This window comes from Acinetobacter rudis, from assembly GCF_031157835.1.
Lineage (GTDB): Bacteria > Pseudomonadota > Gammaproteobacteria > Pseudomonadales > Moraxellaceae > Acinetobacter > Acinetobacter rudis_A.
On record NZ_JAVIDR010000014.1, the window covers coordinates 48,382 to 71,342 of the forward strand.

General features: G+C 40.0%; 18 protein-coding genes and 2 tRNA genes. 7 read left to right on the plus strand and 13 right to left on the minus strand.

Features of this window, described 5'->3' with window-relative positions; translation table 11 throughout:
- Nucleotides 1–48: 48 nt before the first annotated feature.
- From hcaD to hcaE, 6 genes are all read right to left on the minus strand, one after another.
- The gene (gene hcaD / locus RFH42_RS12165) at nt 49–1,269 is read right to left on the minus strand and encodes a 3-phenylpropionate/cinnamic acid dioxygenase ferredoxin--NAD(+) reductase subunit (RefSeq protein ID WP_308975925.1); all 1,221 of its coding nucleotides are present in this window, start codon (nt 1,267–1,269) and stop codon (nt 49–51) included.
- The gene (locus tag RFH42_RS12170; protein WP_308975926.1) at nt 1,259–2,239 is read right to left on the minus strand and encodes a 3-carboxyethylcatechol 2,3-dioxygenase; all 981 of its coding nucleotides are present in this window, start codon (nt 2,237–2,239) and stop codon (nt 1,259–1,261) included. The genes hcaD and RFH42_RS12170 overlap by 11 nt, the downstream gene beginning before the upstream one ends.
- Nucleotides 2,240–2,312: 73 nt before the next feature.
- Nucleotides 2,313–3,125, minus strand: a complete 813-nt coding sequence (gene hcaB / locus RFH42_RS12175; protein ID WP_308975927.1) for a 3-(cis-5,6-dihydroxycyclohexa-1,3-dien-1-yl)propanoate dehydrogenase — start codon at nt 3,123–3,125, stop codon at nt 2,313–2,315.
- Nucleotides 3,122–3,454, minus strand: coding sequence for a 3-phenylpropionate/cinnamic acid dioxygenase ferredoxin subunit (gene hcaC, locus RFH42_RS12180; RefSeq protein ID WP_308975928.1), 333 nt, complete (start codon nt 3,452–3,454; stop codon nt 3,122–3,124). The genes hcaB and hcaC overlap by 4 nt, the downstream gene beginning before the upstream one ends.
- A complete protein-coding gene (gene hcaF, locus RFH42_RS12185) occupies nt 3,454–3,972 on the minus strand; it encodes a 3-phenylpropionate/cinnamic acid dioxygenase subunit beta (protein ID WP_308975929.1) in 519 nt (172 codons plus the stop codon). Before hcaF ends, hcaC begins: the two co-directional genes overlap by 1 nt.
- Nucleotides 3,969–5,336, minus strand: coding sequence for a 3-phenylpropionate/cinnamic acid dioxygenase subunit alpha (gene hcaE / locus RFH42_RS12190; protein ID WP_308975930.1), 1,368 nt, complete (start codon nt 5,334–5,336; stop codon nt 3,969–3,971). The genes hcaF and hcaE overlap by 4 nt, the downstream gene beginning before the upstream one ends.
- Nucleotides 5,337–5,552: 216 nt before the next feature.
- Between hcaE and RFH42_RS12195 the strand changes: the two genes are divergently transcribed.
- The 3 genes from RFH42_RS12195 to RFH42_RS12205 all read left to right on the plus strand — a co-directional run bounded on the left by RFH42_RS12195 (nt 5,553) and on the right by RFH42_RS12205 (nt 9,031).
- Entirely contained in the window at nt 5,553–6,452 is a 900-nt protein-coding gene (locus RFH42_RS12195; protein WP_308975932.1) for a LysR substrate-binding domain-containing protein, read from the plus strand.
- A 212-nt stretch (nt 6,453–6,664) separates the two neighbouring features.
- The gene (locus tag RFH42_RS12200) at nt 6,665–7,522 is read left to right on the plus strand and encodes an alpha/beta fold hydrolase (RefSeq protein ID WP_308975933.1); all 858 of its coding nucleotides are present in this window, start codon (nt 6,665–6,667) and stop codon (nt 7,520–7,522) included.
- Nucleotides 7,523–7,774: 252 nt separating this feature from the next.
- Nucleotides 7,775–9,031: an OprD family outer membrane porin gene (locus RFH42_RS12205; RefSeq protein ID WP_308975935.1), complete on the plus strand. Its 1,257-nt coding sequence runs from the start codon at nt 7,775–7,777 to the stop codon at nt 9,029–9,031.
- A gap of 90 nt (nt 9,032–9,121) precedes the next feature.
- On the opposite strand, the gene RFH42_RS12210 is transcribed toward RFH42_RS12205, so the two are convergent.
- From RFH42_RS12210 to RFH42_RS12240, 7 genes are all read right to left on the minus strand, one after another.
- The gene (locus tag RFH42_RS12210) at nt 9,122–10,000 is read right to left on the minus strand and encodes a LysR substrate-binding domain-containing protein (RefSeq protein ID WP_308975936.1); all 879 of its coding nucleotides are present in this window, start codon (nt 9,998–10,000) and stop codon (nt 9,122–9,124) included.
- 178 nt (nt 10,001–10,178) lie between these two features.
- On the minus strand, nt 10,179–11,414 hold the full coding sequence (mhpT, locus tag RFH42_RS12215; protein ID WP_308975937.1) for a 3-(3-hydroxy-phenyl)propionate transporter MhpT: 1,236 nt from the start codon (nt 11,412–11,414) through the stop codon (nt 10,179–10,181).
- A gap of 379 nt (nt 11,415–11,793) precedes the next feature.
- Nucleotides 11,794–12,804, minus strand: a complete 1,011-nt coding sequence (gene dmpG / locus RFH42_RS12220; RefSeq protein ID WP_308975938.1) for a 4-hydroxy-2-oxovalerate aldolase — start codon at nt 12,802–12,804, stop codon at nt 11,794–11,796.
- Nucleotides 12,805–12,816: 12 nt separating this feature from the next.
- Nucleotides 12,817–13,713 carry an acetaldehyde dehydrogenase (acetylating) gene (locus tag RFH42_RS12225; protein ID WP_308975940.1) on the minus strand — a complete coding sequence of 299 codons (897 nt, stop codon included), beginning with the start codon at nt 13,711–13,713 and terminating at the stop codon, nt 12,817–12,819.
- Nucleotides 13,714–13,731: 18 nt separating this feature from the next.
- Complete coding sequence (gene mhpD, locus RFH42_RS12230) at nt 13,732–14,532, minus strand: 2-keto-4-pentenoate hydratase (RefSeq protein ID WP_308975941.1); 801 nt, start codon at nt 14,530–14,532, stop codon at nt 13,732–13,734.
- 287 nt (nt 14,533–14,819) lie between these two features.
- On the minus strand, nt 14,820–15,494 hold the full coding sequence (locus RFH42_RS12235) for an HAD family hydrolase (RefSeq protein ID WP_308975942.1): 675 nt from the start codon (nt 15,492–15,494) through the stop codon (nt 14,820–14,822).
- Nucleotides 15,487–16,425, minus strand: a complete 939-nt coding sequence (locus RFH42_RS12240) for an RluA family pseudouridine synthase (protein WP_308975943.1) — start codon at nt 16,423–16,425, stop codon at nt 15,487–15,489. The genes RFH42_RS12235 and RFH42_RS12240 overlap by 8 nt, the downstream gene beginning before the upstream one ends.
- A gap of 740 nt (nt 16,426–17,165) precedes the next feature.
- Between RFH42_RS12240 and RFH42_RS12245 the strand changes: the two genes are divergently transcribed.
- The 4 genes from RFH42_RS12245 (at nt 17,166) to RFH42_RS12260 (ending at nt 22,960) form a co-directional block, all read left to right on the plus strand.
- Entirely contained in the window at nt 17,166–20,615 is a 3,450-nt protein-coding gene (locus RFH42_RS12245; protein ID WP_308975944.1) for an Rne/Rng family ribonuclease, read from the plus strand.
- Nucleotides 20,616–20,814: 199 nt separating this feature from the next.
- The gene (locus RFH42_RS12250; protein ID WP_308975945.1) at nt 20,815–22,659 is read left to right on the plus strand and encodes a long-chain-acyl-CoA synthetase; all 1,845 of its coding nucleotides are present in this window, start codon (nt 20,815–20,817) and stop codon (nt 22,657–22,659) included.
- A 130-nt stretch (nt 22,660–22,789) separates the two neighbouring features.
- Nucleotides 22,790–22,865 (plus strand) — tRNA-Lys (locus RFH42_RS12255).
- A 19-nt stretch (nt 22,866–22,884) separates the two neighbouring features.
- A tRNA-Lys gene (locus RFH42_RS12260) sits at nt 22,885–22,960 on the plus strand.
- The last annotated feature ends 1 nt before the right edge of the window (nt 22,961 follow it).

Genomic DNA, 22,961 nt, shown 5'->3' on the forward strand with positions numbered 1-22,961 from the left:
ATTAGGGACTCACCGACTCCAAAAACTAAAAATAAACTCAATCAATAATTAACACATTGATTTTAAAGCCAAACTACAATCTAGATGTTGTTCCATTTTAAAGGCTTGTGTGGTATTTACCATTTTTTTAAGGTGACGCATTTCCTTCGCAGCATTCACTGCAATGGCAGCGGTAATTACACCATTAGTTACACCAAATAAAATAAAGTTTGAGAGTACACCAGAACTCTCCATTTCTCCACGGACATACCATTGTTCAGCATCCATCGCACCAACAAATTGGAAGTTTGCACCCAATTGATCTGTCCAGAACCAAGGTGCTTGTTCTGTTAGAGGGCTTGCACCCATAACATGACGAGCAAAACTCTCAGCTTGACGATTAGCATTTTCCCAACTTTCAATGCGTTGCATTTGACCATTGGCTAAACGTTGCTTAGCAACATCACCAGCGGCATAAATGTCTGGATCACTGGTTTGCGCAAATTCATTAACAATGATAGCAGCATCCACTTCAAGTCCAGCATCAACAGCCAACTGTGCATTGGCAACGATACCAATCCCGTAAATCACGGCATCGGCTTCAAGCACTTCACCATTTTGCAATTCAACTTTGACAACCTCACCGTCTAAATGACAGCTTGCCATATGTGTGTTGAGTAAAATATTGACTCCGTGTTGACGATGCTGCTGCGCCATAAAATCAGTCAATAATTGTGGCGCACAACGTCCCATCACACGAGGACCGGCTTCAAGTACTGTCACTTGACAGCCTCGGAACTGAGCAGATGAAGCCAACTCTAAACCAATAACACCACCACCAACTAACACAATACGGCGGCCTGGCTGTAACACAGGAATAAGTGCTTGTGCATCTTCCAAATTACGCAAGGTATAAACATGTTTTTCAAGGGCATCAAGGGCAGGTAAACGACGTGCAGATCCACCTGTTGCAATTAACAGTTTGTCATAAGCAATACGATCGGCATTAGCCAGCACAACCTGCTTAGCATCACGATCAATTGACACAACTGCTGTACCAGAAATATGTCGCACCCCCAAATCTTGCAGCTTCTGTACAGACAAAATTTCGAGTTTAGTATTTTCTGGATCTAAAATAGCGTCTTTAGACAGAGGTGGACGCTCATAAGGAAGATGGGTCTCATCCCCAATTAGGGTAATTGTGCCTGTATATTGCAAGGCACGTAACTGTAAAATAGCGTTGGCCCCTGCTTGACCGGCACCAATAATGACAATATTTTTAATGCTCATCTGCAGAATTTCCTGAAGTTAAAACGGCTGAAACAATACCAAAGCCTGCAATCCACTCACTGATTGCTTGGTAGCAATGAGTCGTCATACGATAGTCACCAAGTTCACTCAAAGCAGCAAATGCCGCCATCCAACAACGAACCTCTTGACCACCTCGACCGCCTTGCTCACGAATTTGCTGTTCAGTCATTGCTTCTATAGCCGCAAAATCAGCACGGGCAAAAATATCAAGTAAAGCATGATCCCACTCTGGATTAAGTGGTACAGCAACACTTTTATCTCCAGCTGCAAGCTTCTGGCCAACTGCAATGATTTTTCCTTGTCGAGCAGCACGTGCTTCATGACTTGGATTACGTCCAGCAATCAAAAACTCTTCAACTTCAGCTGGAACACTACCCATCTGAGGTGTTGGTGGATCATGAGATAACCCACCAGTACCTAGGATTAAAACTCGTTCGCTAGTTAAATCTAAGCTTTTAATAAAACGACCTATTGCACGCCCTAGTGCCACAGTACGTTGAGTTGTTGGCATAGGTGATGCAGCACTGTTAATAAACACTGGAATCACTGGATAACGGTCTAGTTGGCCCGAACACAAAAAATGTAAAGGCTGGGTAACCCCATGATCAGCCTGCATACGATACGAATACGACAGATCAACACCATCTTTCAATACATGACGAACCAGACTTAAAGCGGTCTGTTCAGGCACATTAAGCCGTCCAGGACCATAATCCCAATCACCAGCCGCTGTCGCGCGAATACCGGCACAAAAACTTGGCATAAGATCATAGAAAAAACCATTAAAATGGTCTGGACCAAAAGCAATAATCAGTGTTGGATCATAATCCTCAACCTGTTTTGCCATTGTCGCAAAAGTTTCACGAACTTGTCGTTCCTGAGCTTGATCTTGTGGCTTGGCAAACTCCATTAAAGGACTGTGCGAAGCACAAATCAGTTTTACCGCCATAATTGATTCCCCTATTCCCAACGACATCTAAATGCCGCATCATCCATTGCGTTTTACTTTAAGGTTCAAATACTTAGTCTAAGAAACCAGCACGAGGTTGACGTAAGCCACGGATTCCTAAACCACAATCCGCATTGATTAATACACCTGTCAGTGGGCGATTATTTTCACGCGATGCCAACAATACATAACTTCCAGTCATATCTTCTGGCTCTGGCAAAAACTGTAAAGGCATGCCTTCACCAATTTTGCTCATATCACGACCATCAAGTAAGCCTTTGTCCTGCTGACCTAAACTTGCAGCACCTTTAATATTGACATTCATCCCTGATGGTGCGACAGCATTGACTCGAATTTTAGGGGCTAACTCATAGGCAAGCTCTTTCATTACTCCAACACCTGCATGTTTCGAAGCAGTGTAAATGGGTCCACCACCTGAAGAATAAAGCGCAGCATTAGAGAGTGTTAAGATGATTGAACCTTCCGATTTAGTCAGTGGTTCAAGCGCAGCCTTGGCACCTAAAATCAGAGATTTGGTATTAATAGCCATAATCTCATCAAAGGCATTTTCCAATTGCTCACCTGTCATATGCACGATATCGGCATAATGATCCCAAATTCCCGCATTGGCGATAAAACAATCTAATCGACCATAATGAGCAACTGTTGCTTCAACCGCACGCAAATTATCTGCATAAACGGTTACATCACCAGCAATTGCCAAAACCTTATCACCAAAGCGTTCAACCAATGCGTCGACTTTAGCTTGAGAGCGTTGTAAAACTGACACTTTGGCACCTTCTGCCAAAAAGCGTTCAACCAACGCCAACCCCAAACCTGAACCACCACCAGTGATCAGTACGACTTGGTCTTTGACCCAGCTCATGCCGGTACTCCTGCCATGTCTACATAAAGTGCACCATCCTCAACCTGTACTGGGAAAGTTTGAATTGGATCAGTTGCAGGTAAACAAAGGGCTTGTCCTGTTTTCAAACAAAAACGTGCTGAATGTAAAGGGCACTCAACCGTACCATCATCTTCTAAATAGCCTTCAGACATTGAAGCATTACCATGTGAGCAACGGTCATTCATAGCGAAGTATTCACCGCCGTTATTAAACACAGCCAGTGCTTCAATACCATTGACACCACAATCTACTTTGATTGCTTCGCCTTCATCTAACTCGCCAATTTGGCAAACAAAAATCTTTTCCATTAGAAAAACACACTGAGGTTATGAGAAGTATAAGTGACCTGATCAAGAGTGATCTTGCGATTAAAGATTTGCCAACCAAGGCCACCTTCAACACGACGCAATTTATCTAAACGTTTACCAACATAGAAAGTCACATCTTTCTCTTTTTGAGTTCTATAGAGTAAGTAAGCAACATGAACGTCATATTCACCTTCAACTTCGGTCGGTTCTACACGAATATTCGTCACCATATGTGTCGTACGAGATGGAGGTTCTTCCGCCCAAGCCATACCTGTTTCTAGACGTGCAACTCGGCGTTCTAACAGATGCTTGTTATCGTTAAATACCCAAGTTGTTGGTAATTCAAGATGACGACGACGATCACGTGTTTGTGCATTCGGCGTAGTACGCAAGGTATAAGAAATATCTTCAGCTAAAACATCGAGCCACTCACGAAAGCGCCACTCATCAAGTAAGGCAGCTTCTTGATAGAGAAATTGACTAATTTCGTGATGCAATTCCATTGATACTTGACTCATTTCATTAGCTCCTGCTCATATGCCTCAGCGGCTTTTTCGACTTCTTCCCAAGTCTCATTGATCAATAAATCTGCCCAACGACGATACATACCACGTGCTGCTGTCTCTGAGAAAATATAGTTAGTGATGCCTGGAATACCATCTTCACGTACTTTTTCATTACCAAGCCCCATTTCCATAATCAATGGGTTTTGACGTGCTTTAAAACCACGTAATACTTTTTGAATTTCAATCCAGTTTTCTGAGTCATCTTGCTCCAAGAAACCAGCAGGACCAAAAGCACGTGTTGCTGAACGTTCAAATGCTTCTTTCACATCTTGTGGCGCATCTGCATCAGCAATACAAAATGCCCAAACTTCAGTTTTGTTTGGACCACGTGGATGCCATACACGTAAAGTCGCAGTACCGTTCAACCATGAAAGTGTTGGGAACATCGTGTTGTGCCCAGCCAAACGTAAAGCACGAATTTCACCTAAACGGTCTTTAACTTCGTCGTAGGTTTCGCGGAAATAGTTAGCTACTTCACCATCTACCCATACGTTTGCATCTGGTTTTTCAGTAAAGAAGAAACCTGAACCATGACCACGTTGGCCATATTGAATTGCATCTTTTGCAGTTTCCCATACAGGGCGAGCTGTTTGAGCTGAACCTAATTGTTTAGATCCATCATCATCAGGTTTTGCACCTAAAACTTGAATTGCAGACGCATGAGAGAACAAAGCATGGTACTGGTCAGAAGCAAATTGTTCTGCTGCAAATTTCCAGTTACAGTCAATTTCCCACTTATGTACACCACCAATGATTTCTGTTCCACCTGGACGACGATCTAAAACACCGTCTAAATACCAAGCGATATCACCCATGTATTCATCTAAGTTTGGCGTTGTTTCATCCCAGCAACCAAAAATTAAACCTTTGTACGATTCAACACGGTTAACTTCAATCAGGCCCCATTTTTCTTTACAGGCACCTTGAGGAAATGCACGATCTTCTAAAGGAATATCCTTCAAGCTACCATCTGTGCCATACGACCAACCATGATACGGACAAGTAAATGCACGTGTATTACCACAATCTGCATAACTCACACGCATAGAGCGATGACGACATTGGTTTAATAATGCCTTAATTGAACCATCTTTTTGACGGACAACAATAATTGGGTCTTCACCCATGTAGGTATTAAAGAAATCGCCCGCTTTGGGAATTTGACTCTCATGACAGAGGAATAACCAAGTACGACCGAAGACTCGTTCTAATTCAAGTTCATAGATCGCTGGATCTGTATAAATAGAAGGAACAATACGTCCATTTTTGGCATCAACTAAACTGTCGATATTGAGGGCTTCAATTCTATTTTCCATTTAAACTCTCCATAGTATCCTCAGCAAGAAAAATCAAAAAGATTCATTTTGGGATAATATGGATTTAAGCCTGATGTCTGAGAAATATATTTTATATATGCACCTATAGCTGTTAACGATTATAGTGCGATAGATTTATCTCCAAATAATCAGATATGCTAGGCCTATAATATATTTAGGTGTACTTATTTATAATAGGTCAAATAGGATAACCAAATGGAATTACGTCACCTTCGTTATTTTGTTACTGTTGCTGAAGAGCTAAATTTTAGTAAAGCTGCATTACGCTTACATACTGCACAACCCTCTTTGAGCCAACAAATTAAAGATTTGGAAAAACGACTTGGCATCCAATTATTTAATCGAACTAAACGCAAAGTAGAACTAACCTCTGAAGGTGAATCTTTTCTTCCTTATGCACAGTCCACCTTATTACAAGCTGACCTCACCATACAAAAAACACAAAAAGTAGCCAATGAACTGAGTAATTGTTTGAGTATTAGTTTTGGACCTGTTGCAGAATTAAAAATATTTCCTAATATTTTACCAAGCTTGAGATTTGACTATCCCGACCTCAAACTCAATCTACAAAGTATGAATGAAATTCAACAACAGAAGGCTTTAGAGGCAGGACAAATTGATATTGGCTTCATCCGAGAAAATTTAACAGGCCCAGATTTACGCAGCTGCCTATTGTTTCGCGAGAAATTAATTTTTCTTTTACCAAAAACTCATCCACTTTGTCGGTATGAAACCATCCCAATTCGCGCCTTAGATCATGAAGCATTAATTATTGCTTCTGTTGAACATGCACCAACATTGCATCGTTCAGTCATGCACTTTGCAAAACAGCATAATATTAAGTTCAACTTCATTCAGCATGCAGGAAATATTTTATTTAATATCAACTCAGTAAATATGGGTCTAGGCTGCGCTATCTTACCAAGCTACATTGAACCCATGATTAAAAACCACCCGAATATTGCAATTCGCTCATTAGAAATAGAGCCACCTTTAATTGACTTATTTATGAGCTATAACACCAAGAACAATCAGAAAAACATCGAAATATTTATTAATGCTATTCAAAATAAAAAGTTTCAGCAGCTAAGTTAATATGCTGCTGAGACTATATAAAAAACAGATTGTTTAAAATAAAAATAATATTAGTCATTTTAACCAGACTCTACCATTATCATAATTACAGTGTATGTTGCTGAGGTTGAATATATTGCATTATCGATCTTTTAAATAAAGCTCGAACATAATCAAATTATGCAATTCTATCAACTGAGTCTCAATCATCTAGATACATGAAAGGAACTTATATGAGCGCAATGGATATTCCGAACTATCAAACTGATGCATTTTTCGGACTACAAGATCAATGGTTAGAAACTGCAACAGGTGAATTAACGCATTACCATGAAGTGGGTGAAGGTACACCTATCTTGTTTTTACATGGTTCTGGTACAGGTGTATCTGCAGCAGCGAACTGGTGGTTAAATCTGAATGATATTGCGCAAGTAGGTCATTGTTACGCTATCGACTCCATTGGTTATGGTCAGACAGTTGTTGCACCTGGTACCGCTTATGGTATTAAAGCATGGGTTGAACATGCAATCCGTTTTCTTGATGCAAAAGGCATTGAAAAAACATGGGTTGTTGGCAACTCACTTGGCGGCTGGCTCGCATTTCAAATGGCACTTGATTATCCAGAACGACTGCTGGGTATTATCTCAATGGGTACAGGCGGTGCAAAACAAACTGCTGCATTAAAACAACATTCAAATCCAGAGTTATCGCCTGCGGGTATTAAAAAGACCTTAGAGATGTTTGTGGTTGATAAAACCCTCATTACTGATGAACTGGTCAAAGTACGTTTTGATGCTGCAAAAAATGACTATGCTTCAGACCGCTTACTTGAGGTTGTTGGTGCTCGTGATCGTGACCGTTTTGAATTCCCTCTAGATTTTGAAAAAATGAAAGATATTCAAATACCTGTACTCCTTATTCATGGCGTACAAGATGTGGTTATTCCTGTAAGCCGTAGTTGGGATATCTTGAATACCGTGCCTCATGCCGATGCACACATCTTTAACCAATGTGGTCATTGGTCACAAGTTGAAAAATCTGTCGAGTTTAATCAGATCGTTTGTAATTATTTAACTCAACACGGCATTTAAACTATATAGATCCATTTAATTTGCATATTAATATGCAAATTAAACACAATAAGATCATTTATTTCTCGATCAACCCTTTGGCTTACTTCCATCAAAGTAAGCCTTTTTTTATTTAAAGATCTTTATTAATAGATAATATAATTTTCAATATCTTTATTTTGAATTATTCCAGTGTTTTTAAAATAATATAATTACTACAAAGTATGCAAAATACTTTTAATCCAAATTCAGGAAAGGAAATAGGATATACACATGGAAAGAGTAAAGTTTTCAGTATTCATGCTGTCTTTAATTAGCACACCTAGTTTTGCAAATAGTTTTATTGATGATAGCCAAATTAAACTCACTACTCGTAACTATTATTTAGACCGATCATTTACAGAACATAATGATATAATTCCTGGAGCAAAAGACTGGGCCCAAGGTTTTATATTTAATTTTAATTCAGGTTATACTCCTGGCACTGTTGGTTTTGGTTTAGATATTCAGACATTAACATCTATTAAACTACAAGGAGACTCTAAATATCTACCTAGTGGTTTATTACCAACAGACCCTCAGAGTAGAGAACGAGAAAAAACTGCTTCTGAAATAGGAGCCACCTTAAAAGTAAAATACAAACAAACAGAATTAAAAGCAGGAACATTACAACCCTGGACACCTGTAATTTTTAGTTCTCCCTCTCGTTTACTACCACAAACTTTTCTAGGTGGTATGATTCAGAGTAAAGATATTAAAGATCTAGAGTTAATTGGTGGTTATATTAATCAAGTCAATCACCGAGACTCTACAAACTATGAAGATTTAACTAATATTGGTTTTAATCAAAGATTTAAAGTTGCAAAAACCAACCAGTTTATATTTTCAGGTGGTAAATATAACTTCTCACCTAACACTCAATTTGGATTATATTATGCAATGGCTGATGATATTTATAATCAAGCAGCTTTCACATTTAAAAATGATTATAAATTAGATAATAATCTTAAATTGATTAGTGATATACGGGTTTGGAACAGTACTGAAAATGGTGCAGCCAAAGCTGGAAAAATTGATAATACACTAGCAACAGCTAACTTTGGTCTAGACCACAACAATCATCGCCTTACTTTTAGCACCATGCAAAACTATGGCGATACAGCTCACCCTTATCTTTCTGGTGGTGAAGTTTTAATCTTTATTGATGGCTGGAGTACAGACTTTTTAAATGCCAAAGAGCAAGTTTATGGTCTTCGTTATGATTATGATTTTAAAGACTATGTACCTGGTCTTAAATTTATGACCCGATACACCAAAGGCCGTAATATTAAGCTTGCTTATTCAAACGAGAAACATGAAGAAGATTCTTTAGACTTCGACCTTGGATATACAGTGCAATCCGGTACATTTAAAGGCCTAGGCTTACGTGCACGTTATGCAATTTATGATAACGATTTTGGTGCAAAAGCCAGCTTCAAACCTGCAGATGAAACTCGAATCAATATCGATTACACCTGGAAATTTAAATAAAATTTCACAATTTCCGACTTACCAGTTCAAGAATACTAGATTAAGACCTCGCCCCCATAAGGAGCGAGGCCTTAATCTAGCAATATAAAATTAAATAATTTTCTTAAAGTTTTCAATCAAACGATCAAGTGATGGTGTATTAGGCATATTTTTATAGTTAATAAATAATTTAATCTTAGGTTGAATATTTGAGAAACGTCTGACAATTGTATTACCACTCACGATTCCACGAACAAAATCAGGTAAAACCGCAACACCCATTCCCATACTAATATAACTCATGGTTACAAAAGCGTTTTCAGACTCCATAATAACATTATAATTAACATTATTTTTTTTCAACATATCAATCGTTAGTTGTCTTAATTCTGGTGCATGATGAATTGATGGCAAAATAATATCACTACCATTCAATTCTTTTAAGGTAATAAATTCAGATTGGGCCAACGGATGACTTTTATGAACAGCCAATAATAAATCTTCCTCAGAACATTCAATACTACTAATTTCAATATTATTTATATTTGATCGAGTAAAAGCTAAATCTATCTCACCCTTTTCTAATTTCTTAATAAGTGAAGGCCCCATATCACTCACTAATTCTATTTTAACAGAGGTATCATGATGTTTAATTAGATCCAAAATCACTTTAGGTATTTTAACTTCAACACCAATAAGAACACCAATTTTAACTACAGAATTTTTAGTATTAAGTTTATGTGCAAAATTTTTAGCTTTCTCAGCTTCAACTAAAGTTTTTTTTGCTTCTTCTAAAAAAACTTCACCTGCTTTAGTTAAAGTAAATACACGACTACCACGCTCAAATAATTCAACATCTAAGTAATTTTCCAAATCTTTGATTTGTTGACTTAATGAAGACTGAACTGTATTAAGTTTCTTTGCTGCAGAAACAAAACTCTTCTCTTCACTAATAGTTAAAAAATATCTTAAATGCCTGAGCGTAAGCATAATCCTATCCTCTAAACATATATCACTCCATGATGATACTATTATAACCCCAACTAAATATATTTAAACACATACAATATAAAATAAACATACACCTTAGTATAAATAAAAAGTTGCCTTTAAAATTAATAAAGGCAACTGATTATTGTTTAATAAATTTATTTTTAAATTACAGCGATTAAGATGCAACTTGAGATGGAGTTACGACCTGTTCAGTTTTTTGTAAACTCTTTGATAAGAACATCATAATAATTGCAGAAAGTACAATTCCTGGAATAGCAGCAGTAAATACACCTGAAGCCCCTGCACCCGAAGCAATGATCATGCCTGCAACTGTTGGTCCAAGCATTGCACCCACACGACCAATTGCAGAAGCAGCTCCAACTCCAGTACCTCGTAAATGCGTTGGATAAATAAAACTACCATATGCATAAAGTACGCCTTGCCCACCAATAGTAAATGTCCCTGTTAAAGCTGCTGCAAGGTAAATACCATTTAATGTGGTTGCTGCATTTAAACTAATCAAACCAGCTAAAATCCCAACATACATTAAGGCAATAATAAATACTTTGTTATAGCGATCAATCAGCATGCCCAATGTAATCGTGCCAAAGAATGCACCAATCATAAAACAAACTTGTGCCATACTGCCCTGTTGACGACTAAAACCGAGTTCCATAAATAGGGATGGCAACCAACTCAACATGATGTAAACCACCATTAAGGTAAAGAAGTAACTTACCCAGAGTAAAAGAGTACGCAGCATATATTCACGGCCAAAGATATCTTTAAAACCAGTAGCCTGAGATTGTTGTTCAGCAAGCTGCTTAGTTTTCAAAAATTCTTTTGATTCAGGTAAGCAGTACATCATTAATGGAATCACCAATAGCGGTAAAATCCCACCAAGATAGAAAATCGTTTTCCAGCTTCCACTACTATCAAATGCCGACCATGCAGATAAGAGCAATGCACCAACAGGCAAACCACAGTACATTAATCCAACAGCACGACCACGACGTTCAGGGGTTGTTGACTCTGAGGCCAATGTAATAAGGTTAGGCAATGCTGCCCCCATCCCCACACCTGCCAAAAAGCGCACCGCTAACAATGTATAAAATGAATTAACCCATACAGTCATTAAGGTGAATACAGCAAAAATCGCGACAGACCAGATCAAAACTTTTTTACGCCCAACCTTATCAGCATAACGCCCACCAAAAAGCGTACCAGGTAACAGACCTAAAATACCTGCACTAAAAAACACCCCGAGTTGCTCTGGGCTTAAAGCAAAATATGCCTTAATCCCCGAAGCAGCAATCCCTGCTGCCTGTAAATCCACACCCTCAATAACTGCAACAACAAAACACAGAAACACAGTAATTAACGACGTCCTTGATTGATTTTGATCTCTCATTCGACTTTCCTTCGTCTATCAAAATCGGCATATTTACAGCTTAAAAATAAAAGAAATAGTTAGACCAAAGTAGTATAGACATTCGTTTTTAAGACTGTTTTTTATGCAGTGTATATGTAGTGAGTGTTTCATCATTTTATTGATTAAATTTCCTTATTGAAGTATCTAATTTTTATATAGCCACACTGATTTTTAACGTCGATTAATATTGATTTCATTTATCACTATCGTTGTTTTATATCAGTATTTATATAAAAAATATTTCAATAAATCTTATAGTTATAAAGCAATATTTCACAACAACCAGATCAAATTCAATCACAATAAAAAAAGCCCCTGCAGGGGCTTTTCCTTTAAAACAATTGATCGGATGCCTTAATTAAGCTTTTGCTTTAGCCATCGTCAACGCTAAATCTTCGATCATATCCTCTTGACCACCAACCGTACCACGACGACCAAGCTCAAGTAAGATTTCACGTGCTGAAACGCCATATTTTGCTTCTGCACGTTTAGCAAACAGCAAGAATGATGAATATACGCCTGCATAACCTAGTGTTGCAGCATCACGGTCAGCACGAATCGGGTGTGTCATCATTGGAATGACAAGATCTTCTGCAATATCTTGTACTTTAAACAGATCAATACCTGTCTCCATTCCCATACGATTTGCAACAGCAATAAACAACTCAAGTGGTGTATTACCAGCACCAGCACCCAAGCCAGCTGCGGCAGCATCAATACGATTTGCCCCTGCTTCAACTGCTGCAACAGAGTTTGCAACACCCATTGCTAAATTATGGTGCCCATGGAAACCAATTTCAATTTTGGCATCAAAATGTTGACGTAAAGTAGCAATACGTTCAGAAACATCTTTAGGCAACATATAACCAGCAGAGTCAGTAACATAAATACAGTTTGCACCATAAGCTACCATTTTCTCTGCTTGTTCAAGCAATTGCGCTGGAGTTGCCATATGCGCAAGCATAAGAAAGCCCACTGTATCCATATCCAACTTACGCGCAGCTGTAATATGTTGTTCAGATACATCAGCTTCTGTACAGTGCGTAGCAACACGAATTGTAGATACCCCAATTTCATGTGCCATTTTCAAATGATCAACAGTACCAATACCTGGCAAAAGCAAAGCTGAAACTTTAGCTTGTTTAAGCTGAGGAATAATAGCAGACAAATAAGCTTCATCTGTTGCTGCAGCAAAACCATAGTTAAGTGATGCACCACCTAAACCATCACCATGTGAAACTTCGATCAATGGTACGCCAGCTGCATCAAGTGCAGTTGAAATATCAACCATTTGCTCGATGCTCATTTGATGACGCTGTGGATGCATACCATCACGTAAAGTCATATCATGTAATGTAATCTTAGACATGAGCTTGCTCCTTTAAACTTCAGCTTTCATCAATAAACGTTCAGCAAACATTTCTGCAGTACGTGCAGCAGCAGCTGTCATAATGTCGAGGTTACCTGCATATTTAGGTAAAAAATCCCCTAACCCTTGTACTTCTAAGAAGATAGATACGCGATTACCATCAAACACTGGACCATTCACTAAAGTATAGCCAGGTACATATTTTTGTACTTGTTCCAGCATGGCATGTACAGAGGCAGTAATTGCAGCTTGATCAGGTTCACCCTCAACCAAACAATGTACCGTATCACGCATCATCAGTGGCGGTTCAGCCGGATTAATAATGATGATCGCTTTACCTTGCTTAGCACCACCAACTTTCTCAATTGCACCCGCAGTAGTACGCGTAAATTCATCAATATTTTTACGTGTTCCTGGACCAACAGACTGTGTAGAGACGGTCGCCACAATCTCGCCATAGCTTACGCTTTGCACCTGAGAAATTGCTGCAACCATCGGAATCGTTGCCTGACCACCACAAGTAACCATGTTTACATTGGGTACTTCACCAGCATCCAATAAAGCAGCCAAGTTAACTGGCGGCACACAGAATGGGCCAATTGCAGCAGGAGTAAGATCAATCATCAATACCCCAAGCTCATTGAGTTTGCGACTGTTTTCAGCGTGAACATAAGCTGATGTCGCATCAAAAGCGATTTTAATCTCATCCGCAGCAACGTGAGGCAATAGACCGTCAACACCTTCAGCAGTGGTTTTAAGTCCCATTGCTTCTGCACGTTTTAAGCCTTCTGAAGTTGGATCAATCCCAACCATCCATACTGGCTCTAAAAATTCACTTCGTTGTAACTTATATAGTAAATCAGTACCGATATTACCTGGCCCAATCAAAGCACATTTAATCTTTTTCATGATTCTCTTCCTGCCGTATTAAGCCGTTTGTGTCGAAAACACTGTACTGACACTACCTAGCCCATCAATTTCAACTTTGAACTCATCGCCTGCTTGAACAACCACCATAGGCCCAAGTGCACCTGTTAAGATCAAATCACCTGCTAACAATGGACGTCCACGACGTACCATTTCATCAGCCAACCATACCGCGGCATTCAAGGGATTACTTAAACAAGCACGCCCAACACCCTCTGAAACAACCTCATCGCCACGCGTCATTCGCATACGACAGTTCACTAGGTCTAAATCGGCAAGTGATACAGGGCGTGATCCCAATACATAGGCTGCAGAAGAAGCGTTGTCTGCTACAGTATCCACAATTGAAATTTTCCAATCTGCAATACGACTATCTACAACCTCAATTGCTGCAAGGGCATAGTCTGTTGCATTGATAATATCGACATAGCTATGCTTTTCTTTAGTGAGATCATGTTTAATCACTAAAGCAATTTCAGCTTCAACTTTGGGTTGGATGAGTTGATCAATCGCGATGGTTTCACCATCACCATAAGCCATGTCTGCAAACAACATACCGAAGTCAGGTTGATCAACACCGAGTTGTTGTTGTACAACTTTTGAAGTTAAACCGATCTTACGGCCAACCAAACGACGACCTTGTTGTAATGCATGTTGCGTGTTCAATTCTTGAACTGCATAAGCACTATCTAAATCGGCTTGAACGCCACCCAATTGTGGGCGAACAGGAGAAATCGCAGTGTGTGATCCTTCAGCGTCTCTTAGGGCTGTGGCCACTGCTTCAACAGCAGAGTTCAACATTTATCGTTCCTAAAACTGCAATAATTTAACCAACCCTCTTAACTACAACGCACCACACCACCAATAAGCGTAAGGGCAAGTACAGCACTTTAGCCATCACAACTATGTGTCTAGGATATATTTAAGAGGATGCAAATAATTCAATTGCTAGAATCGAGAAAATGACAACAAAAGACCAATACTTATTATGTTTGATAACATAGTTGAGAACTATTATAGATATTTTCAGTTTAAGACCAGTCTCCTGAGCATTGTCAGGAGAATAGCCAATTAAAACTATACTGTTATTATGCTTTATTCGCCACAAAGGGACTGAGTAAACAATGTTGTAACTCAGCTACACTATCTACAATGGCTTGCGGTTGATACTGCATTAAGACTTGCATCTCATGAACACCATAACTTACCCCAACACTACGCATCCCTATACGCTGTGCCATTTCTAAGTCATAACTGCTATCCCCAACCATTATCGCACGTTCTACTGCTACACCAGTATACTGAAGAATTTGCTCTAACATTAATGGGTTTGGTTTAGAACGAGTTTCACTAGCAGCCCGAGTTATCGCAAAAATAGACTCACTTTGGGTTTTAGCCAAAACACGATCCAGCCCTGACCGACTTTTTCCTGTCGCCACGGCTAAAAGGATCTCTTGCTGTTGCAAGGTATGAAGCATTTCCGCTACACCATCAAACCAATGGTCATTAACTGAATTCGCCACATAATGGGCCGAATAGGCTTCCAAAATATCTTGATGCAACTCAGGCACTTGAGGGAATAAAATTTGCATGACTTCGGGCAAACCCAAACCAATAATACTTTGCGCAGCGGCATCAGTTAAAGGCTGCTGATACTGTTGTGCAGCAAAATGTAAGCTTCTTACTATCTGCCCAACAGAATCAAATAAAGTGCCATCCCAATCAAAAACAACCAAATCAAAAGGTTGTAGCAGCTTAGTCATCTTTTTGTGCCCGTAATTGTGCCACTATATTTTGCATATCCTCAGGTAACGGTGCTTCTATTAAAGGATAGTTTGGAATTTCCAAACGCATCGCATGTAAACATAAACGACGTGGCGTTGGACCACGGTACTCAGTCTGATGACCATATTTATCATCTCCAATCAAGGGATGACCAATACTTAAACCATGAACACGAATTTGATGGGTACGACCAGATAAAGGTGAAGCATAAACTAAAGTGCCATGGCGAAAACGCTCTTGTACGTTCCACTGTGTTTTGCTTGGCTTACCTTCTTTAGATACACGAACACGACGTTCACCATTACTCAGTTCGTAACGTAACAAAGGTGCATCAATGAGTTGTTTATCTAAAGCAACATTGCCTTTCACTACTGCAGCATAAGTTTTTTGAATTTTATGCTCACGTAATAAGTCTTGAAGCAGTTTTAAAGTACTACGTTTTTTACTCACCATCACCAAACCTGAGGTATCACGGTCAATACGATGAATAAGTTCTAAGTATTTTTTACCTGTAGCAGCACGTAGAGCTTCAATTAAACCATAAGCCACACCACTGCCCCCATGGACTGCAATCCCAGCAGGTTTATTGACCACCATCAAGCCTTCATCTTCATATACAACCCGATCAAGCAAGCCTTGCGCGACCTTATCTGAAACAGGTGCAGCATTCTGATCTTTTTGCTCATAACGGATTGGTGCGACACGAATTTGATCACCAATTGCAAGTTTAGTCTCTGCTTTACAACGTTTTTTATTGATTCGCACTTGGCCTTCACGAATCAATCGATAGATACGACTTTTAGGCACGCCTTTTAAACGGCTAAATAGAAAGTTATCAATACGTTGATCTGTTTGATGTTCATCAACTTCAAACCAAGTGACACTTTGCCATTGTTGCGTAGAATTCATAGAGTTACTCGAAGCCTGAATATTAAATTTGAATAAAAAATGACCACTTAACGCCTGTTTTTCACAAGAAAAATGAGCTTAACCCATAGGCAGAAGTTATAAGGTTTGCTATAGTCAGCGCACGGATACCACCGTAATAGAGTTACTTTTTAATCGTTTCAATCATTTGAAACCTAAAAAGACCAAGCAACTCGCGTTATGCTCGGAACGGTCCTAAAAGAATATGCCCACGCCGAAGGGCTTATTATATCGGCAAAAACACAAACTGTTGCGTTTAATTGTGCTTCTGCACTCAAATCAACATGTTTAAAAAATTTTATCGCCAACTTTGTTGTTGGTTTTTACATGTAAACTGATCCACATCAGACAGATTGCTGCCCCAGAGTATTTCAGGACACAAACGTTTGAGGCATTGGAACTGAGCCAATTGTAAAGATACGATGATCATTCCGTATCAAGACATGTTGCGACAGATGCAACTGTTCTTCGAGCAACTTGGCAGTGAAAGTTCAACATCCAATGCACCGTTTGTCATTCCAGTGAAAACGATTGGACATTAAATCCTGATTAGGTTGAGATGGAAGCATTCATTCCCATCTCTTCCCAGCGCCATCGAATCGGTAGCTATACTCAAAAAATCACAGTCTTCATGAGTGATTGAGTCATAACGCATCATGCAAGATGTCCGCGAACTAATCCAGGCGATTTGTTGGTGTGAATCACTATTAGGTGTTACACCCATGAAACGTATGTTGATCAATGCAACACATGCTGAGGAAGTACGCGTTGCACTTATTACTGGTCACCGTCTTTACGATTTTGACTTAGAAAATCGTACTCGTGAACAAAAGAAAGCCAACATTTATAAAGGTCATGTGACCCGCGTAGAGCCTTCTTTAGAAGCAGTTTTTGTTGAATATGGTGCAGGCCGCCAAGGCTTTCTATCCATGCGAGAAATTGCTAACTCATATTACAAAGCTGACCCACGCCAAACCTCAAATATCCGTGAGCTTATTACAGAAGGCACTGAACTTCTTGTACAAGTGGAAAAAGAGGAACGTGGCAACAAAGGCGCAGCGCTTTCTACTTATATCTCTCTCGCTGGTCGTTATTTAGTTCTTATGCCAAATAACCCGAAAGGTGGTGGTATAAGTCGTCAAATTTCAGGTTCAGTTCGTGAAGAACTCAAAGAAATGTTGGCATCACTCAATACACCACGTGGTATGAGTATTATTGTACGTACAGCAGGTATTGGTCGTACTCAAGAAGAATTACAACTTGATTTACAGCACTTACTTGACCTTTGGAATCAAATCCAAAACACTGCAAGTAGTGGCCCATCACCAATGTTAGTTCATCAAGAAGCAGGTGTTGTTACACGTGCTATTCGTGACTACTTACGTGACGATGTAACTGAAATTCTTATTGATAATGAACAAGCATACAACGAAGCATACAATTTCGTTAAAGCTGTTATGCCAACTCAAATCGATAAACTTCAAACATACACGCTTAATGAGCCTTTATTTGCACACTTTGGTATTGAAAGCCAAATCCAAACAGCTTATGAGCGTGAAGTAAAACTACCATCAGGCGGTTCGATTGTAATCGACCAAACTGAGGCTCTTGTTTCTATTGATATCAACTCAGCCAAATCTACTCGCGGTCATGATGTTGAGGAAACTGCACTCAACACCAACTTAGAAGCAGCTGAAGAAATTGCACGTCAGCTTCGTCTACGTGATATCGGTGGTTTAGTCGTTATTGACTTCATTGATATGGGTAAAGAACGCAATCAGCGTATGGTTGAAGCTAAACTACGCGAATCAACCCAAAGTGACCGTGCACGTATCCAATTCGGCCAACTCTCTCGTTTTGGCTTAATGGAAATGAGCCGTCAACGTCTTCGTCCATCACTCGAAGAAGCCACAGGTTATGTCTGCCCTCGCTGCCATGGCACAGGTATGGTTCGTGACTTACGTTCGCTTTCTCTTTCAATTATGCGTAAGGTTGAAGAAATTGCTTTACGTGAACGTCGCGGTGAAGTTCAAGTTGAAGTTCCTGTTGAAATTGCAGCGTTCCTACTGAATGAAAAACGTCATAGCCTTGTTTATTTAGAACAAACTTCAAATGTACGTGTGACGGTTTTACCACACCCACATTTAGAAACACCACATTACCAAATTTCTTATAATCCTGAAGGTTTTGCACCGACCAGCTATGAGCGTACAGAAGCAACGCGCCAAAGTGAAAAAGAGCTAGGTTATGCATCTTCTGAATGGCATTTAGATGAAGAACCAGTAGCAGCTAAAACAATTGCACCTACTGCAAACAAAGGCCAACGCCGTAATAACCAACAAACTGAAAAAATGCCTGTTGCACCAACTGCAAAAGTGGAACCTCAAAGCAGTGCATGTGCTTGGTTAGAAAATTTATTTGTTCAAAAGCAAGCCTCAACGACTGACCATAGCCGCAATGCAAACAGTGCAGCTGCTGCCATTGAACAAATGGTAAATGGCGGAGCCGTAAGCCGTGGTCAATTTGGCCATATCAACACCGCTCGTACAGATGTGGCTGCTAAACCAGTTGCAGCTGAGCAAGACCAAAACAATGCTTATCTCAATAGCAACAAAGCAGAAACACGTGATTATGCTGAAAAAGCACAAGAGCGTGAAGAACGCAGCCAACAACGTAATAATAAAAAGCGTAACAAAGGCAAAGAGCAAACACGCGAAGTTGTGCAAGAGCAAGCTGTAACAGCAGAAGAAAATGTACAGCAACACTCACGCCAAGAGCAGCGTCGCGAACACCGCCAAGAGCTACGTGAGCAGAAGCGTCCACAAAAACGCCAACAAAACCAAGAGCAACAGTTTGATACGGCAACAGAAAACTCTGTACCGCGTCGTGACCGCAATCAACAACAGCGCCCACCTCGCCCTCCTCGTCAACGTGATGCGAGTGTGTTGAACGACCAACAAAGTAAAGCAGCACCAGCTCCAACTGTTTCATCAGATGCACAAATTAATGTCAATTTAATTGATGCACCGAAACAAGAAATGGTGAACACGGCTCTAGTGGTTAATGTTGATCAACAACGCAGTGAAATCATTGCAATCAACACCACCTCTACTGCAGCTGTTGTTGCTCCAGTGTCTGAGCCTTCAGTAGAAAGAGTCGAAAGCAAACCACAGCAAAAGAAAGCTGAGGTCGCACCTACTACTGATCCAGCTGTAAAAACACCAGTAGAAAATACTGCACCTACAGCCGCTCAAACTTCTGAGCAACCTGTACGTCGTGCTAGTAACGATCCACGTAGCCGTCGCCGTCAACGTGAGCAGCAAAGAGCACAAAAAGTAGAGCAAGTAAGTAAACTGAGCCCTTCTCAAGTGCCAACTTTAGCTCAATACACAATTGGCAGTTTAATTCGTCATGTTTACGGTGAAGATTGTTCAGTTCTCATCGAACAGTTTGGTTTGATTCCAACTTTCAACCGTGCATTAAGCAAGTTCACTGAGCAATATACGGCCTCTTTAAGTGAAGCACAGCCTGCAGCAGCACAAGTAAGCAGCCAACCTGTTACTCGTGATGTCGCGATTAGCAAGGCTCAACATGAAGCTGAGCCTGCACCGGTACTTGATTTGGAACCACCAAAGCCAAGTAGCAAAAATCGTGTTGCCAATGACCCACGTGAACGCCGTCGTTTAGCTAAACTTGCTGCTGAACAAGCATTTGAGCAAGCAAAATCAGCTCAAGCGTCAACAGAGCCTGCAACGCCAACCGCAGCACCTGAGGTTGAAGCTACTTCAAAAGAAGAAACTGTCGCGGTTGTTGAAGACCAGGCTGCTACGGAAACTACAGTAGTTGCAGCAACAAGTTCTGAAGAACATTCAGCTGTTGAGAGCAATACGACCGTATCCGCTGCTACAGATGTGGAAACTGTGCCAGAAGCATCTACAGAAGTCGTAACTACAGACGTCACTGTTGAAACAAATACTGTAGCCAAACCTCGTACCACGAGAAAAAGTGCGACCGAGAAAAAAGAAAGTACGGCTACAGAGACAGCAACAGAAGTTCAGGCAGAGGTTCAGCAGGACCTGTTAACTACAGCTCCAGAAACAGAAAAGCCTGCTGCACGCCCTCGCCGTCCGCGTGGCCGTCCACCGAAAAAAACGCCAACAGCAGCAGAATAATTTGAAATAATCTGTTGCCTAAAATCTGTGAATTATATTAAACCCAGCCATTCCGATGGCTGGGTTTCTTTTGTTATTTTAATCAATTAGGTTGATTGCACTAGACATAGTGTAAGAACATAAAAACAAGACCAGTGTGACAACCATTTACATTATGCAATTTTCTTAATTGGATGAATAAATTACAAATAGGAATCTTATGAATCAATCTCTTTCCCAAGACCTCATTCGCGTTGGTGATGTTGTAGCTAAACTTCCTCAATTTATCCATAAAGCACCCAATATACTCAGCGGATTAAAGCAAGCTTATTTACGCACACCAAACAGCCCTGCTGGCTTAGGTCTCGCATTTGAAAAGGCAGTCAAGCGCAATCCTCAAGGCATTGCCTTACGCTTTGAAGAGCAACAATTTAGTTATCAAGAACTAAATAACTGGATCAATCAACTCGCACACTACTTTATATCTGTCGGCTTTAAAAAAGGCGATGTTATTGCAGTGATGATTGAGAATCGTCCTGAACTTATTGCAACTGTAGTTGCATTAGCAAAACTAGGTATTATTGCTGCGCTCGTCAACACTTCACAAAGTGGCCAAGTTTTATCGCATAGTATTAACTTAGTTGAAGCCAAAGCTGTTGTTGTAGGTGAAGAATGTAGAGTCGCTATTGAGCAAGTTAGAACACAACTGAATATCGCTCATGAACATTTCTACTGGTATGCCGATCAAGAAACACAAAAAGAACCAGGAAATGCCCCAGCTGGCTTTACCCATCTTGCTGTTGAAGCCAATAAATTCCCTAAATTTAATGTCGTTAATACACAAAAAGTTCAAGGTAAAGATGGACTATTTTATGTTTATACCTCAGGGACTACAGGACTACCAAAGGCTGTTATTTTCACCAACAGTCGCTGGACTTTAGCTTATGGTACTTACGGCCATATTTTAAATTTGAATAAAGATGATGTTATGTACTGTACATTACCACTCTATCATGCAACAGGTATGGTGGTTTGTTGGTGCGGTGTCATTGCAGGCAGTGCAACACTCGCCTTACGACGTAAATACTCAACCTCAGCTTTTTGGAGTGATGTAGAAAAATATAACGCCTCTGTCATCACCTATGTTGGTGAGATGTGCCGCTATTTGGTTGATGCTCCCCAGAGTCCATTAGAACGTAAGCACCGTGTTCGCAAAATGATTGGCAATGGCATACGTCCAAATATTTGGGGCAAATTCAAACAACGTTTCGGTATCGAAGAAGTGCTTGAGCTTTATGCTTCAAGTGAGGGTAATGTTGGTTTTAGTAATATTTTCAATTTTGATAATACTGTCGGCTTTTCCCCTACGCCTTTTGCAATTATAGAATTCGACAGAGAGAAAAATGAACCTATACGTGATAAACATGGTTTTTGTATCAAAGTTAAAAAAGGTGAAATTGGGCTGCTTGTCGGTAAAATTACTCGCCGCTCTCCTTTCGATGGTTATACCGATCCTGAAAAAAATCGGGCTGTCACCATTCAAAATGTACTTAAAAAAGGTGATGCCTACTTTGTGACTGGCGATTTGGTCAGAAACCTAGGCTGTAGACATGCTCAATTTATAGACCGCTTGGGTGATACTTTCCGCTGGAAAGGAGAAAATGTTTCAACAACTCAGGTAGAAAATATCTGTAGTGAACAACATAAAGTTTCCGAAGCAATTGTCTATGGTGTAGAAATCCCCCATACCAATGGCCGAGCAGGTATGGCAGCAATTACCTTAACCACAGAAAACCATTCGTTAAATGAACAAGATCTTCTAGATCTAAGTCGCGACTTTAAACAAAATCTACCCCATTATGCTGTTCCTGTATTTTTACGTGTACTCAATTCGGTAGATACAACAGGTACATTTAAGTATCAAAAGAATAAATTAAAAGATGAAGGCTTCAATCCAGAAAAAACTTCAGATAAGTTGTACGTTTTATTACCAAATAGTCAAACGTACAGCGAAGTGACTGCAGAAGTTTTTGCAAATATCCAAGCTTATAAATACCGTTTTTAGTCCAAATTGATCATTTTTTGAAGCTTAGTGCATCATTTTGGATTATTTATAATCAACTAGATAAAACTTTTATAATTTTTACTTGCGCTCGTTTGAGATGTTGCTACAATACGCAACATCAAAACGAGATGGGTCGTTAGCTCAGTTGGTAGAGCAGTGGACTTTTAATCCATTGGTCCCGCGTTCGAGTCGCGGACGACCCACCACTTATTTTGAACTCTTTATGGGTCGTTAGCTCAGTTGGTAGAGCAGTGGACTTTTAATCCATTGGTCCCGCGTTCGAGTCGCGGACGACCCACCAG